At 71.4% G+C, this 15580-nt stretch carries 13 protein-coding genes; 2 read left to right on the plus strand and 11 right to left on the minus strand.

The genetic code is table 11. The features are described 5' to 3' along the window. Positions 1–37: 37 nt before the first annotated feature. Genes ACZ6SQ_RS02535 through ACZ6SQ_RS02555 form a run of 5 tightly spaced genes read right to left on the minus strand, consistent with a single transcriptional unit; the run spans position 38 to position 5537 of the window. Positions 38–1570: an HAD-IA family hydrolase gene (locus ACZ6SQ_RS02535; protein ID WP_469555939.1), complete on the minus strand. Its 1533-nt coding sequence runs from the start codon at positions 1568–1570 to the stop codon at positions 38–40. A gap of 23 nt (positions 1571–1593) precedes the next feature. Then, entirely contained in the window at positions 1594–2685 is a 1092-nt protein-coding gene (locus ACZ6SQ_RS02540) for an ABC transporter ATP-binding protein (RefSeq protein WP_469555941.1), read from the minus strand. A 4-nt stretch (positions 2686–2689) separates the two neighbouring features. Continuing rightward, positions 2690–3502, minus strand: coding sequence for an ABC transporter permease (locus ACZ6SQ_RS02545; protein WP_469555943.1), 813 nt, complete (start codon positions 3500–3502; stop codon positions 2690–2692). Then, positions 3490–4386, minus strand: coding sequence for an ABC transporter permease (locus ACZ6SQ_RS02550; protein ID WP_469555945.1), 897 nt, complete (start codon positions 4384–4386; stop codon positions 3490–3492). Before ACZ6SQ_RS02550 ends, ACZ6SQ_RS02545 begins: the two co-directional genes overlap by 13 nt. Further along, the gene (locus ACZ6SQ_RS02555) at positions 4383–5537 is read right to left on the minus strand and encodes an ABC transporter substrate-binding protein (RefSeq protein WP_469555947.1); all 1155 of its coding nucleotides are present in this window, start codon (positions 5535–5537) and stop codon (positions 4383–4385) included. Before ACZ6SQ_RS02555 ends, ACZ6SQ_RS02550 begins: the two co-directional genes overlap by 4 nt. 216 nt (positions 5538–5753) lie before the next feature. Between ACZ6SQ_RS02555 and ACZ6SQ_RS02560 the strand changes: the two genes are divergently transcribed. Next, complete coding sequence (locus ACZ6SQ_RS02560; RefSeq protein ID WP_469555951.1) at positions 5754–6494, plus strand: GntR family transcriptional regulator; 741 nt, start codon at positions 5754–5756, stop codon at positions 6492–6494. Between the two features lie 473 nt (positions 6495–6967). Here ACZ6SQ_RS02560 and ACZ6SQ_RS02565 read toward each other — a convergent pair whose 3' ends face one another. The 6 genes from ACZ6SQ_RS02565 to rpe all read right to left on the minus strand — a co-directional run bounded on the left by ACZ6SQ_RS02565 (position 6968) and on the right by rpe (position 13136). After that, on the minus strand, positions 6968–7420 hold the full coding sequence (locus tag ACZ6SQ_RS02565) for an Lrp/AsnC family transcriptional regulator (protein ID WP_205385847.1): 453 nt from the start codon (positions 7418–7420) through the stop codon (positions 6968–6970). 10 nt (positions 7421–7430) lie between these two features. After that, positions 7431–8915: an amino acid permease gene (locus tag ACZ6SQ_RS02570; protein ID WP_469555952.1), complete on the minus strand. Its 1485-nt coding sequence runs from the start codon at positions 8913–8915 to the stop codon at positions 7431–7433. A gap of 320 nt (positions 8916–9235) precedes the next feature. Then, a complete protein-coding gene (locus ACZ6SQ_RS02575; protein WP_469556611.1) occupies positions 9236–10678 on the minus strand; it encodes a GuaB1 family IMP dehydrogenase-related protein in 1443 nt (480 codons plus the stop codon). Between the two features lie 129 nt (positions 10679–10807). After that, a complete protein-coding gene (locus tag ACZ6SQ_RS02580; protein ID WP_469555954.1) occupies positions 10808–11125 on the minus strand; it encodes a barstar family protein in 318 nt (105 codons plus the stop codon). A 173-nt stretch (positions 11126–11298) separates the two neighbouring features. Further along, positions 11299–12342, minus strand: coding sequence for a sugar-binding transcriptional regulator (locus tag ACZ6SQ_RS02585; RefSeq protein ID WP_469555957.1), 1044 nt, complete (start codon positions 12340–12342; stop codon positions 11299–11301). 107 nt (positions 12343–12449) lie between these two features. Then, positions 12450–13136, minus strand: coding sequence for a ribulose-phosphate 3-epimerase (gene rpe, locus ACZ6SQ_RS02590; RefSeq protein ID WP_469555960.1), 687 nt, complete (start codon positions 13134–13136; stop codon positions 12450–12452). A gap of 161 nt (positions 13137–13297) precedes the next feature. Between rpe and ACZ6SQ_RS02595 the strand changes: the two genes are divergently transcribed. Further along, positions 13298–15445: an MMPL family transporter gene (locus ACZ6SQ_RS02595; RefSeq protein ID WP_469555963.1), complete on the plus strand. Its 2148-nt coding sequence runs from the start codon at positions 13298–13300 to the stop codon at positions 15443–15445. The last annotated feature ends 135 nt before the right edge of the window (positions 15446–15580 follow it).

Here is a 15580-nt window from a genome sequence, read left to right on the forward strand (position 1 = left end):
CCGGTAACACCAGCCACCGGCACGGCACCGGAGACCGTCACCGAGGCGTGAGGGTGCCTTCGGTGACACCGGCCACCGGCACCGAGAAGTCGGTGATCACCGCGGCGTGGTCCGACGGCCACTCGTTGGCGGCCACGTCCGGCCAGCAGCGCGGCGTGCCCCGGACGAGGGTCCGCGAGTCCAGCACCGTGAGCCCTCGGTACAGGACGAAGTCGATCCGGTCCTGCGGCTCGGGGCGGCCGCTGCCGTCCTCGTGCAGCGTGTGGACCGGCGACCAGGTGTGGCCGGGGTCGGCCGCCGGGTCGGGGCGGGCCTCGCGGTAGGAGTCGCGCAGCCCCGCCTCCTCGGCGGCCAGGGTCACCGGCCAGGCGACGTCCGGCCGGTCCAGGTGGGACGGGCAGTTGAAGTCGCCGACCAGTACCACCGGCACACCGGGTTCGGCCGCCTCCTCGATGCGCCGCAGCGTGTCCCGCATCTGGGCCAGGCGTACGCCCTCGTGCGCGATCAGCCCGGCCGTCTCCAGCCCGTCGAAGGCCGCCTCGTACGGGCCGTAGGGCGTGTAGTCGAGGTGGGCCGTCCAGAGGTCGACCGGCCTGCCCGCCACGTCGATCCGGACCCCGGCCGCGCCGTAGAAGCCGACCTCGGGATCGCCGAAGCGGGCGGTGATCGGGTACCGGCTGATGACGCCGAGGTTCTCGCCCGCCCGGTGGTGGTGCCAGCCGAGCGCCTCGGCGAGTTCCTGGGCCGCGGTGCCGAAGGTCTCCTGGAGTCCGACCACGTCGGCGCCGCTCTCCGCGAGGGCGGCGAGCTGCTTGGCCCGGTGGTCGTCGACCTGGCTGCCGCCCCACCACAGGTTCCAGGTCATCACCCGCAGCCGGTGCGGCAGCATGCCGCGCAGCCCCTGCGGGGTGACGCCCTCCAGGGTGTCGACGACCTCCCGGCCGGGCGCGCTGTCGATCGGCGCGAGCGAGGGCACGGCGAGCACCGTACAGCCCGCCGCCTCGGCCGAGGCCACGCCGGTCTCGGTGTCCTCCACGGCCACACAGTGCGCGGGGTCGACGCCGAGGGCGCGGCAGGCCGCGAGATACGGGTCGGGGGCGGGCTTGGTGCGGCCGGTGTCGTCGGCGGTGACGGAGACGTCGAAGCGGCCCGCGCCGCCCAGCGCCTCGACGACGGTGTCGGCGATCTCCCTCGGGGAGGCGGTCACCAGGGCGGTGGGGACGCGCTCGCGGGCCAGCGCGTCGAGCAGGCCGAGCGCGCCGGGCCGGGGCACGATGCCGGTGCGGACGCGGTCGGCGAACTCCCGGTGCAGCGCGGCCGCGAGGCCGTCGGCCGGACGGCCGGTGGTGGCGGCGAGCCAGGCGGCGGTGTCCTCGACCGCCCGGCCGAGCACCTGCGGGCGGTCCGCCTCGGTCAGCGTCCGGCCCGCCACCCGCTCCACCGCGGCCCACCACAGCCGCTCGGTGTCGACGAGCGTGCCGTCCATGTCGAACAGCACGGCCCAGGGCCGCCGTGCGGAACCGGCTTCGGGGCGTGGGAGGTTGGCGATGTCGGCGTGGGGGGTGGTCATGGTGTGGGGGGCTCTCTCTTTCGTCACCGGGCGGTACGTTCCGCCACCAGCACCGGGCGCTCCGGCAGTGACACGCCTACGACGGCTCCGGTTCCGAGCCCGGCGGCCTCGTACGCGGGCAGGTCCGCCTTCACCTCCGTGCCGTCGCCGAGCCGCACGGTGACCCGGACGACCGCGCCGTGGAAGGCGGTGGCCACGACCTCGGCGCCGCCCCGCTCCTCGGCGCGCACCCGCACGGCCTCGGGCCGCACCAGCACGTCGGCCTCACGGCCGGCCGGGGCGTCCCCGTCGATCGGCAGCCGCTGCCCGAGCACCTCCACGTCGGTGCCCCGGACGGTGCCGGGGAGGCGGCTCATCGTGCCGACGAACTCGGCGACGAAGGCGGTGGCCGGCCTGCCGTACAGCTCGGCGGGCGCGGCGCACTGCTCCAGCCGGCCGGCGCGCATCACGGCGACACGGTCGGCGATGGACAGCGCCTCCTCCTGGTCGTGCGTGACGAACAGGGTGGTGATGCCCAGCTCCTGCTGGAGGCGCCGGATCTCCTCGCGCAGGGTCAGCCGCACCTTGGCGTCCAGCGCCGACAGCGGCTCGTCGAGCAGCAGCACGCGCGGGCGCAGGGCGAGGGCGCGGGCCAGCGCGACGCGCTGCTGCTGCCCGCCGGAGAGCTGGTGCGGATAACGCTCGCCCTTGTCGGCGAGGCCGACCAGGTCCAGCAACTCGGCAGCGCGGGAACGGCGTTCGGCCGTGCGCACCTTGCGCATGCGCAGCCCGAAGGCCACGTTGTCCAGCGCGCTGAGGTGCGGGAAGAGGCTGTACGACTGGAAGACCATGCCCGCGTCGCGCCGGTGCGCGGGGACCGCGGTGATGTCCTCGCCGTCCACCAGCACCGCGCCGGAGTCGGGGTGTTCGAATCCGGCGAGCATGCGCAGCGCGGTGGTCTTGCCGCAGCCGGACGGGCCGAGCAGGGCGAGGAGTTCGCCGGGGCGGACGGTCAGGTCGAGGCCGTCGAGGGCGACGGTGGCCCCGAACTGCCGTCTCAGGCGCCGGAATTCGACGGTGGCGGCCGGTGCCGCGGAGGCTTCGGCCTGCGTCGCTGTCTTGTCGAGAACGGTCATGGGTTCATCCCCGGGAGGTAGTACGGGTCCGCCCGCCGATGCCGGCGAGCACGAGAAGCAGGGCCCAGGTGACGAGCAGGCTGAGCACGGACACGGCGACGGACAGCTGTGCCTGGGAGCCGCTGGCGTTCACGATCCACACGGCGAAGGGCTGGAAGCCGAGCAGCTGGGCGACGGTGAACTCGCCCAGCACCAGGGCAAGGGTGAGGAAGGAGGCGTTGAGCAGCGCTCCGCGGAGATTGGGCAGCACGGCCCGGACGAGGGCCTGCGGCCAGCCGGCCCCGCAGCTGCGCGCGGCCTCGACGAGGGTGCGCACGTCGACCGCCCGAAGCCCGGCGTCGAGGGCCCGGTGCGCGAACGGCAGCGCCATCACGACGTACGCCGGCACGAGCACCACGGGGAAGTCGGCGTTCTGGATCGCGACGAAGGTCTGGAACAGCGGGGTGCGGGACAGATGCTCGGGCCCCCACTTGAGGACGGTCCCGATGCCCGCGACGAACGCGATCGGCGGCACCACCAGCGGCAGCGAGCACACGATCTCCACGACCGGCCGCAGCCGGGGCGCGCCGAGGCGCAGCGCGACCATGGCGGGCACCATCAGGACCAGGACCACGGCGATCGTGACGGCGGCGAGGCCCAGCGAGAGCAGCAGGCCGGCGCCGAAACCCTCGGCGGAGAGGATCCGCGTGTAGGCGTCGAAGGTGAGGCCCTCGCCGGGCACGTCGACGGTGAAGACCACGGACGCGGCGAGCGGCACCAGGAAGTACAGGGCCGCGAGGCCGAGCACACCCCACCGCCACAGGTTCAGGCGAGCCATCGGGCACTCCGTCGTTGCAGGGGCAGGTACACGGCCATGACGAGGGCGGCGACCAGGACCATGTCGAGGCTGAGGGCGAGCGCCACGTTCTCCTGGCCGACCAGGACGTTCCCGGAGATCGCGTCGGCGATCTGGAGGGTGACCAGCGGGACGGAGCTGCCGACCATCGCGGCGGCGGTGGCGTACGCGGCGAAGGCGCTGCCGAACAGCAGCACGAACCCGCCGAGCAGGGTGGGGGTCAGCACGGGCAGGGCCACGTGCCGCCAGTACTGCGCGGGGGTCGCTCCGTTGTTCTGCGCCGCCTCGCGCCACTGGGAGCGCAGACCCTCCAGGGCCGGGGTGACGGTGAGCACCATGAGCGGGATCAGGAAGTACAGGTAGACGAGGACCAGCCCCCAGAAGCTGTACAGGTCCCAGCCCTTGTCGGTGAGACCGAACCGCCGGGTCAGCACACCGGCGTTGCCGAGCGTGGCGACGAAGGCGAAGGCCAGCGGCACCCCGCCGAAGTTGGCGAGGACGCCGGAGGCGGTGAGCACGGCCTCGCGCAGCGCGCGGAACGGGGAGGTGACCACGGCCTGGGCGATCAGCAGCCCGAGCAGCGCGGCGAGCGCGGCGGAGACGGCGGACAGCTCGACGCTGCCGAGCAGGGCGGTGAGGTAGGCGCCCTGCAGCGAGTGGGTCAGGTTGTCGGCGCTGTACGAAGTCGCGCCCGTGGCCGGGTCCTTGACGGTGAACGCGCCGTCCAGCATGGCCAGGGCGGGCAGCCCGAAGGCGAGCGCGGTGAAGGCGAGCAGCGGGACGACGGCCACCCAGCCGAGGGACCGGCGCCGCCGCTTCACCGAAGCGGCGGAGACCGGGTCGGCCCGCGTGAGGGCGCTCGTCATCCGGCGACGGCCTTCGCCCAGCCCTCGCCGAGGACGGTCTTGGCCTTGCCCTGCTGCTCCTCGGTCGGGAAGGAGGGCGTCCCGTCGACCTTCGGCAGCTTGGCGGCGGCCGTCTTGTCGAGGGTGCCGGCCTTCTCCATGGCGGGCATCAGGGCCGGGCGGGCGAAGCCGTTCAGCCACAGGTTCTGGCCCTCGGCGCTGTAGAGGTACTCCTCCCACAGCCGGGCGGCCGCCGGGTGCGGGGCGTCCTTGTTGACGGCCTGGGAGTAGTACTGGGAGAACTGGCCGTCGGAGGGAACCGACACCTGCCAGTCGAGGCCCTTGGACCTGAACTCCTCGGCGTAACCGGCGTTGAGGTAGTCCCAGTCGATGCTGATCGGGGTCTCGCCCTTCTCGACGGTGGCCGGGGTGGACTCGACGGGCGTGTAGTTGCCGTTCTTCTTGAGCTCGTTGAAGAAGTCGAGGCCGGGCTGGATGTCGTCGAAGGAGCCGCCGTTCGCGAGCGCGGCCGCCCAGACGCCGCCGAAGGCGGAGCCGGACTTGGTGGGGTTGCCGTTGAGGGCGACCTGGCCCTTGTAGCGCGGCTGGAGCAGGTCGGCGAAGGTCTGCGGGCACTGCTTGACGCGCTTCGCGTCGCAGCCGATGGAGATGTAGCCGCCGTAGTCGTTGTACCAGCGGCCCTGCGCGTCCTTCTGGCCCTCGGGGAGGTCGGCGAACGCCGCGACCTTGTACGGCGCGAGCAGACCCTGCTGGGCGGCGCTCAGCGCGAAGGAGCTGCCGAGGTCGAGGACGTCGGGGGCGCGGTCCTGGCCCTTGCGGGAGGTGACGGCGTTGATCTCGTCCTGGCTGGAGCCGTCGGGGGCCTCGACCTCGACCTCGATGCCGTACTTCTTCTCGAAGCCGTCGATGAGGGCGCCGTAGTTGGCCCAGTCGCGGGGCAGCGCGATCGCGTTCAGCGTGCCCTCCTTCTTGGCCGCCTTCACCAGGGCGTCCATGCCGCCGAAGTCGGCGCCGGAGGTGGCGGTGGCGGCGTTCTTGCCGTCGGCGGTGGTGGACTCGTTGTCGGGAGCGGCGCCGCAGGCGCTCAGGGCGAGCGCGGCGACGGCGAGGAGGGCGCCGAGAGGAGCGGTTCTCGACAGGGACACGGACACGGGTTTCTCCAGGGGGCGCACGAGGGTGATGGAGACGTTCGGGATCAACTTGTCTGAACAAGTTGGCCTCAGTACGCCCGGTCCGAATGTCGCGTCGGTGAACGGCGCCGGAACCCTGAACCCGGATTGCATGCACACTCCCGACCGCCGCCGAGCACCCCTGCCCCTCGTTTAAGCTGGTCACGCTGTGCACAGCAACCGACTCAGAGGGGAAGCATGGCGGCACGACACGAGGAGATCGCCGAGGCACTGCGGCGCGCGATCGACCGCGAGGAGTACACCGTCGGCAGCCTGCTGCCAGCGGAGACGGACCTCGCGGCCCAGTACGGCGTGTCGCGCGGCACGGTCCGCCAGGCGGTCGCCGCGCTGACGTCCGAGGGACTCATCGGCTCCCGGCAGGGCGCCCGTCGCGTGGTGCTGGCCAGCCGCCGCAGCCAGAGCTTCGCCGAACTGCGCAGCTTCGCCCAGTGGGCGCGTGCGATGGGCCGTGAGGCGACCGGACATGTCGTCGCCCAGGAGCGCCGGGCCGCCTCCAAGGAGGACGCCGTACGCCTCCAACTGCGCGAGGGAACGCCCGTGTTGCACGTGCTGCGGGTGCGTGGGCTGGACGGCGAGCCGGTGCTGCTGGAGCGCACGGTGTACGCCGACTGGATCGCGCCCGCGGTCGTGGCGATCGAGCCCGACTGTCCGTCGGTCACCCAACGCCTGTACGACGAGACGGGGTTGGTCTTCGCGTACGGCGAGCATGTGATCGACGCGGTCGCCGCGGGCGCGCAGGACGCGGAGCTGCTCGGCATCCGCCGCACGAGTCCGCTGCTGCGGGTTCGCCGGGTGACCACTACCCGCGAGGGCCGGCCCGTCGAGTGGTCCGACGACCGCTACCGCTCCGACGCGGTGAGCTTCAGCGTGCACAACTCGATAGGCAACAACACCCTGGCCCGCAAACCGGCCGACTGACCCCCACCCCCCACCCGCACAGTTCGCCGCGCCCCTCGTCGACCGTCCGCGGCCAGTCGGTGGCCGTTCGCGCAGTTCCCCGCGCCCCCAAAAAGCCACGCCGCAGCTGCCTCTGCCGCCTATCGGCCATCCGCGGGCAGTCGGTGGCTGTTCGCGCAGTTCCCCGCGCCCCTGACCACACCCCCAGCACACCCACCTCCAAGGGACGCGGGCACTGGCGCAAAAGCCGACCACGACCGGCACCCACCATTAAGGGGCGCGGGGAACTGCGCAAAACCCACCCGCCACCCGCACCCACCCACAAAGGGGCGCGAGGAACTGCGCAAAAGCCGACCACCACCCACACCCACCATTAAGGGGCGCGGGGAACTGCGCGAAAGCCACCCACCACCCGCACCCCCGCACCCGCACCCGCACCCGCACCCGCAGGGGCCCTGCGCGAGGAGGGGACTTCGGCTAGCCGCGCGCAGCGGTCATGTGGGCGAGCCCGAGGAGAACCGCCGAAGCAACGGCGACAGCACCAACACGGACTTGGTGCGCTCAACGAACGGCTCCCCGGCGATCCGCTCGAGCACCCGCTCGAAGTGCCGCATATCGGAGGCGAAGACCTGAGCGACCGCATCCGCCTCACCCGTGACGGTGGACGCGGCCACAACCTCCTGGTACCGCTCAAGCCCCCGCTGAATAGTCTCCGGCGAGGTGTTGCGCCGGCAGTAGATCTCGACGAACCCCTCGGTCTCCCAGCCGAGCGCCGCCGGATCCACCCGCACGGTGAATCCGGTGATGGCCCCGGTCGCCCGCAGCCGGTCCACGCGCCGTTTCACGGCGGGCGCGGACAGGCCGACGAGCTGCCCGATGTCCGCGTAGGAGCGGCGGGCGTCCTCGGCGAGGGCGTGCACGATGCGTTCGTCGAGATCGTTCAGCACTGCGGGTGGTTCACTTCACTTCAGCTACGGACGCCTCGGGCGTCTCGAGACGGGAACGGCGAACGCCGTACAGGAAGTAGAACACGAGACCCACGGCCATCCAGCACCCGAAGACCACCCAGGTGACGGTGTCGAGGCTGAACATGTTCCAGGCGCAGAACAGGAAGCCCAGCACCGGCAGCACCGGACCGAACGGGACCTTGAAGGTGCGCTCCAGGCCGGGCCGCTTGTAGCGGAGCACGATCACCGCGATGTTGACCAGGGCGAAGGCGAACAGCGTGCCGATGCTGGTGGCGTCGACGAGCTTGCCGAGCGGGATCATCGCCGCGAGCACACCGCAGAACAGGGAGACGACGACGGTGTTCAGCCGCGGGGTGCCGGTGCGGACGTCGACCTTGCCGAGCGCCTTGGGCACCAGGCCGTCGCGGGACATCGCGAACAGGATGCGGGTCTGGCCGTAGAGCACGGTGAGCACCACGCTCGCGATGGAGATGACCGCGCCGAGCGCGAGCAGCGTGCCCCAGAAGGTCTGGCCGGTGACGTCGTTCATGATCGTGGCGAGGGAGGCCTCGGAGCCCTCGAACTTCGTCCAGTGCCAGGCGCCGACGGCGACACCCGCGACCAGCACGTACAGCGCGGTCACGATGATCAGCGAGAGCATGATCGCCCGCGGCAGGTCCCGCTTGGGGTTCTTGGCCTCCTCACCGGCGGTGGAGGCGGCGTCGAAGCCGATGTACGAGAAGAACAGGGTGGCACCGGCGGCGCTGACACCGGCCATGCCGAGCGGCATGAAGTCTTGGTAGTTGCCGGACTTGAAGCCCATGAAGCCGACCGCGCAGAACAGCACGAGAGCGACGATCTTCACCGCGACCATGATGGTGTTGGCGCGGGCGGACTCCCGGACACCGCCGAGCAGGAACACCATCGCCAGCAGGACGACGATCAGGGCGGGCAGGTTGACGATGCCGCCCTCGCCGGGCGCCGAGGACAGCGCGGCGGGGATGGTGACACCGATCGTGCCGTCGAGCAGCTCGTTGAGGTACTCGCCCCAGCCGACGGCGACCGCGGCCACCGACACGCCGTACTCCAGCACCAGGCACCAGCCGCAGACCCAGGCGACGAGTTCGCCCATCGTTGCGTACGCGTACGAGTAGGAGGAGCCGGCGACGGGGATGGAGCCGGCCAGCTCGGCGTAGGACAGGGCCGAGAACAGGGCGGTCAGACCGGCGATGACGAACGCCAGGGTGACGGCCGGACCGGCCTCGGGAACGGCGTCGCCGAGGACGACGAAGATACCGGTGCCCAGAGTGGCACCGATGCTGATCATGGTGAGCTGCCACAGCCCGAGGGAGCGCCGCAGCGAACCCCCTTCACCCTGGCCGCCCTCGGCGACCAGCTGTTCCACGGGCTTCCTGCGCAGCAGGCGCGCACCGATCCCGGGGGACACGGGAACGGTCTCTCTGCGGTCCTGCATGGGTGCGCCTTGGTCGAGCACGCGCGGCTCCTTATCGCTGCCGATCTGGGGGACGGGGACACGGCGGCACCCCGCCCCGCGGGGAACCGCACCGAGCGGACTCCCCGCCACACCTCGTACAGCGCAGCACCCTATGAGCCGGGACGTTGCCGTCGTAATGCAGCAACCTTGCGCATGTCCGCAAGATCGTTGCGTTCCTCGCACAGCGGTGGACTTTCGTTGCACGAAGGCTGTCGAGTGTTGCGTTCGGGCGTTTTCGTACGGTCCGCGGGGCGGTCGGGCGCACGGACGACGACGGCCCCCGCCGGGTGGCGGGGGCCGTCGTGGAAGGTGTCGGAGTGTCAGCTCCAGCTGGCGTGCAGCGGCTTGCCCTCGGCGTAGCCGGCCGCGCTCTGGATGCCGACGATGGCCTTCTCGGCGAACTCCTCCAGGGAGTTGGCGCCGGCGTAGGTGCACGAGGAGCGGACGCCCGCGATGATCGAGTCGACCAGGTCCTCGACGCCCGGCCGGGCCGGGTCGAGGAACATGCGGGAGGTGGAGATGCCCTCCTCGAACAGCGCCTTGCGGGCCCGGTCGTAGGACGACTCCTCGGAGGTGCGGTTGCGCACGGCCCGCGCCGAGGCCATGCCGAACGACTCCTTGTAGGCCCGCCCCTTGGCGTCGTGCTGGAGGTCGCCGGGCGACTCGTAGGTGCCGGCGAACCAGGAGCCGACCATCACGTTGGAGGCACCGGCCGCGAGGGCCATCGCCACGTCACGCGGGTGACGCACACCGCCGTCGGCCCAGACGTGCTTGCCGTACTTCCGCGCCTCGGCGGCGCACTCCAGCACCGCGGAGAACTGCGGCCGGCCGACGCCGGTCATCATCCGGGTGGTGCACATCGCGCCGGGGCCGACACCGACCTTGATGATGTCCGCGCCCGCGTCGATCAGGTCCTTGACGCCCTCCGCGGAGACGATGTTGCCCGCGACGATCGGCACCCGCGGGTCGAGCGCCCGCACCACCTTGATCGCGCTGATCATCGACTCCTGGTGGCCGTGCGCGGTGTCGATCACCAGCGTGTCCACGCCCGCGTCCAGCAGCTGCTTGGCCTTGCCGGCCACATCGCCGTTGATGCCGACGGCGGCCGCGATACGCAGCCGGCCCTGGGCGTCCACGGCCGGGGTGTAGAGGGTGGCGCGCAGGGCGCCCTTGCGGGTCAGGATGCCGGCCAGCCGGCCCTCGCCGTCCACGGCCGGGGCGTAGCGCCGGTTGGCGGTGTCGAGGGTGGTGAACGCCTCGCGCGGGTCGATGTCCGCGTCGAGCAGCAGCAGGTCCTTGGACATGACGACCTCGAGCTGCGTGAAGCGGTCCACGCCGGTGAGGTCCTGGTCGGTGACGACACCGATCGGCCGGTGGTGCTCGTCGACGACGACCCCGGCGTTGTGCGCGCGCTTGGGCAGCAGGGCCAGCGCGTCGGCGACCGTCTGGTGCGGCGCCAGCACGATCGGGGTGTCCAGCACCAGGTGGCGGCTCTTGACCCAGGAGACGACCTCGGTGACGACCTCGATCGGGATGTCCTGCGGGATGACCACGAGACCACCGCGGCGCGCCATGGTCTCGGCCATGCGGCGGCCGGCGATGGCGGTCATGTTGGCGACGACGAGCGGGATCGTGGTGCCCGTGCCGTCCGGGGAGCTGAGGTCCACACCCTGCCGGGAGCCGACCGCGCTGCGGCTCGGCACCATGAAGACGTCGTCGTAGGTCAGGTCGTACGAGGGCTGGACGTCGTTGAGGAAACGCACGTGCTGCACATCCCAGTCGATCAGAGGCGGCCCCCGGACAGGTCAGCCAGGGGGAATGAGCACGTACTTCATTGTCCCATGTCGACTGGTTCGCGATACACGGTCGGTTCGTCCAGGCTGTTCAGGGAGTCATTGGGAGGATCCTCCAAGGGCGAGCCGCACGGTGAGGGCCGGCATGCCGCCCATGGCCTGGGTGAACACGTCGAGGGCGGTCTCCCACTCCTGCGGCCGGACCCGGGCGTACGGCCGCCAGCCGCGCACGAGCAGCAGCAGATCGCGGTCGCCGACCTCGTCGGGCCACACGCCGGGGTCGGCGAGGCTGTCCGCGAGGGCGTCCCAGTTGCGGCCGAACCACGCGGGAAGGGCGAGGGTCTCGGCACAGCGGTCCATCAGGCCCGCCTTGTCCGTCACCCCGTCGAGGTCGAGCTCGACTACGTACGCCGTCATCTCAGCACCACCCGGAAGCTGTCGTAGCGGTCGGAGCAGCCGCGCTCGTCGGCGTGCCGACCCTGGTGCCGGAGCACCCCGTCAGCGGCGGGAGCGGGCAGGGCAGCGCCCGGGGGACGAACCGCGGCAGCTTGTCGTCGATGCTGCCACGGCCGTCCCCGGGTCACACTCCGTCAGACTCCGTCCGGGTCGGCCCGGTTGAGGGCGGGCTTGGGGGTCGGGCCCGCGGTCATCAGGTAGTCGGCGGCCGAGGTGTCGGTCACCAGGGAGGTGACGAGCCCGGAGCGGAGCACCGCGTCGATCGCGGACGCCTTGCGCTGACCGCCCGCGATCGCCACGACCTCGGGGATCCGGCGGAGCTGGTCGGCCTTGACCGTGATGCAGCGCTCCCCCAGGTCCCGGCCGACCCGGCGGCCCTGCGTGTCGAACAGATGGGCGGACATCTCGGCGGCGACACCGAGCGAGGCGTAGTGGGCCCGCTCCTCGTCACTGAGCATGTCGTGCACCGTCGAGATGCCCGGCTCCCAGGAGCCGATGGACACACAGGCGACCGTGACCTTGTCGAAGTACTCGAAGGCCCGGGCGATGCCGGTCTGGTTGCGCAGCGCGGACGCGGTGGCCGCGTCGGGCAGCAACATCGGCGCGTAGATGGGGTGCGCGTCGCCGCCGGAGACCTGCGCGGCACGCCGCACGGCCTCCACGGAGCCGCGCTCGGCGGTCCCGGCGTCGTACACGCCCGTCAGCTGCACGACCGTGCACGGGGGCAGCCGGTCCAGCGCCGCCGCCATGTGGATCGTGGAACGGCCCCAGGCCAGGCCGAGGACGTCCCCTTCGTTGACGAGCTCGCCGAGCAGGTCGGCGGCGACCTCGCCGAGGTTCTCGGGGTCGGGGGTCTCCTCGGCCTCGGCCGGGGACTCGACCACGACGGCGTGTCTCAGGCCGTAGCGGGCGCGCAGAGCGTCGGAACGCTCGGCGTCCAGCTCGGCCGGCACGCGGATCTCGATGCGTACGAGATCCCGTTCGAGGGCGGTTTCCAGGACCCGGGCCACCTTGAAGCGGCTGACGCCGAACTCCTCGGCGATCTGGATCTTGGACTTGCCCTCGAGGTAGAAGCGGCGGGCCATGGCCGCCGCCTGCACCAGCTCAGCGGGTCCCATCCGCATGGCTGACCGGCCCGCCGACATACCCGACACGGCGATCTCCTCACTGCTGTTCACACTCTGGATTCGCCGTTCATCCTTGCAGATCCGGCGCACTTGATCCGCCCTGATGGGCGCCGTTCACGTTTCCTTGGCCGAGTGGTCGCATGCCAAGGAGGACTTACTCAGTGGTCACAGGCCCAGGAGGCCTTGGCCGTGGCCTGCTCCGCCTGCGCGCGCAGGGCCCGCACCGCCTCGGCCGGGTCCTCGGCCCCGTACACCGCCGAACCCGCCACGAAGACATCGGCGCCGGCCTCCGCGCACTGCTCGATCGTGGCGGCCGAGACACCTCCGTCGACCTGGAGCCACAGCTCGAGGCCGTGCTTGCTGATCAACTCGCGGGTGCGGCGAATCTTCGGAAGCATGATGTCGAGGAACGCCTGGCCGCCGAAGCCCGGTTCGACGGTCATGATCAGCAACATGTCGAGCTCGGGCAGGAGGTCCTCGTAGGGCTCGATGGGCGTCGCCGGCCTCAGCGCCATCGAGGCTCTGGCGCCCTTCGCCCGGATCTCCCGCGCGAGCCGCACCGGAGCGGCGGCCGCCTCGACATGGAAGGTGACCGAGGAGGCACCCGCCTCCACGTACTGGGGCGCCCAGCGATCGGGGGCCTCGATCATCAGATGGCAGTCCAGCGGAGTGTCCGTCGCACGGGCCAGAGACTCTACGACCGGCACGCCGAGCGTGAGGTTCGGGACGAAATGGTTGTCCATGACGTCGACGTGGAGCCAGTCGGCTCCGTCCACCGCCCTGGCCTCGTCCGCGAGGCGGGCGAAGTCGGCGGACAGGATGCTGGGGTTGATCTGCGCGGCCATGTCCTTAGCCTATGCGCTGCGCCGGCCTGGGAGCGTAGGGGTTCCGGGGGGCTTGTGCATCGGTTCGACCGCGGGTTCCGTGGGGCTGGTCGCGCCCACGCGGCGGCAGCCGCACATCGGACACGGACGCGCGCGCCCAGAGTGCTCGTGCGGAGGTCTCCATGACAGGCAACCGGGGTATCGCGCATCTCGTCTGCGGGCGGCGGGCCAAGTGGGTCGTGCTCGTGCTCTGGCTGATCCTGCTGTTCCTCACCGCGCCCTTCGCGTCGAAGCTGGCCGACGCGCAGGACAACGACGCGGCCTCCTGGCTGCCGGGCTCCGCGGAGTCCACACAGGTGCTGGAGGCGTCCAAGGACTTCCGGCCCGAGCAGATCCCGGCCGTCGTGATCTACGCCCGTGACAGCGGACTCACCGTCGAGGACCGGGCGCAGATCCAGGACGACGTGGCGCAGTTGAAGCAGCTCACGGCGCACGGGATCATCGGCGACGAGACGCGCGGGCCGGTCTACGACCGCGAGGTCGCCCCACGGGCCGCGCAGGTGTACGTGCCGATCACGATGGACGAGCAGGGCTGGGACCGGATCGCGCCCGCCGTCGACTCCATCCGGGACGTCGTCGGGGAGAGCGGCGGCGGGATGCAGGTGCACATCACCGGACCGGGCGGCACCTCGGCGGACTTCTCGGAGGCCTTCGAGGGCATCGACTCCACGCTGCTGCTCGCCGCGATGGGCGTCGTCATCGTGATGCTGCTGATCACCTACCGCAGCCCCACCCTGCTGCTGGTGCCGCTGGTGGCGGTGATCGCCGCGCTGTTCACCGCGCAGGCGGTGATCTACTTCCTGGCCGAGCACGCGGGCCTGACCGTGAACGGCCAGAGCGCGGGCATTCTGACCGTCCTGGTGTTCGGCGCGGGCACGGACTACGCGTTGCTGCTCGTCGCCCGGTATCGCGAGGAACTGCGCCGGCACGAGGACCGGCACGAGGCGATGGCGCTCGCCCTGCACCGGGCGGGCCCGGCGGTGATCGCCTCCGGCGCGACCGTCGTGCTGAGCATGCTCGTGCTGCTCGCGGCGGAGATGAACTCCACCCGCGGCCTCGGCCCGGTCGCCGCGATCGGTGTGGCCGTCGCCCTGGTGGCGATGATGACGCTGTTCCCGGCCCTGCTGGTGATCTTCGGCCGGTGGATCTTCTGGCCGGTGATCCCGCACCTCGGTGCCCCGAACCCGCACGAGCGGGGCGTGTGGGCCAAGATGGGCCGCCGGATGTCCGTCCGGCCGCGCATGGTCTGGGTGATCACGGCGCTGGTGCTGGGGGTCTGCTCGCTCGGTCTGATCCAGATGCGCGCGGAGGGCATCTCCAACGCGGACGCGTTCACCGGGAAACCGGACTCGATCACGGGTCAGGAGATCTCGGAGGAGTACTTCCCCGCAGGCAGCGGCGATCCGCTCGTCATCATCTCCAACGAGGCCCAGGCCCGGCAGGTGGGACTGGCCGTCGCCGGGACCGAAGGGGTCGTGCCGACCTCGCTCGGGCTGCCACCGGGCACCAAACCCGTGCACGAGGGCCAGGTGCTGTTCGAGGCGACCATGACCGACCCGGCCGACAGCGAGGCCGCGAAGCAGACCGTGGAGCGGGTCCGGGACGCCGTGCACGCGGTGCCCGACGCGGACGCCCAGGTCGGCGGCGGCACGGCGGCGCTGCTCGACATGGACAAGGCGACCACGCACGACAACATCGTGATCATCCCGCTGGTGCTGCTCGTGGTGCTGCTGATCCTGAGCGTCCTGCTGCGGGCGCTGATCGCCCCGCTGCTGCTGATCGGCACGGTGATCCTGTCGTTCACGGCGGCCCTCGGCATCAGCGCGTTCGCGTTCCGCCACATCTTCGACTACGCGGGCGAGTCGACGGACTTCCCGCTGTTCGTCTTCGTGTTCCTGGTCGCCCTGGGCATCGACTACAACATCTTCCTCACCACGCGCATCCGCGAGGAGGCGATGCGCCAGGGCACGCGGCAGGGCGTGGTCACGGGCCTCGCGGCGACCGGCGCGGTCATCACCTCGGCCGGCCTGGTGCTCGCGGGCACCTTCGCCGCCCTGGGGACCCTGCCGATGGTCGCCTTCGCCGAGATCGGCTTCGCGGTCGCCCTGGGCGTCCTCATCGACACCTTCATCGTCCGCTCGGTCCTGGTCACCGCCCTCTTCCTCGACGTGGGCCCAAAGGTCTGGTGGCCCAACCAGCTCTCGAAGGAAGACCCCACCACGTTCCCCCGATCCCCCCAGGAAACCACCCAACAAACCCCAGCAAACTAACCCCCGCAGCACGCGGGGCCCTCACTCAGGGGCGCGGGGAACTGCGCAAAACAACAACGAACCCGCACCGGACATGCAACCCGAACCCCCTCCAAAGGGGCGCGGGGAACCGCGCAAAAACCACAACGGACCCGC

This window comes from Streptomyces sp. NPDC048600, from assembly GCF_055587025.1.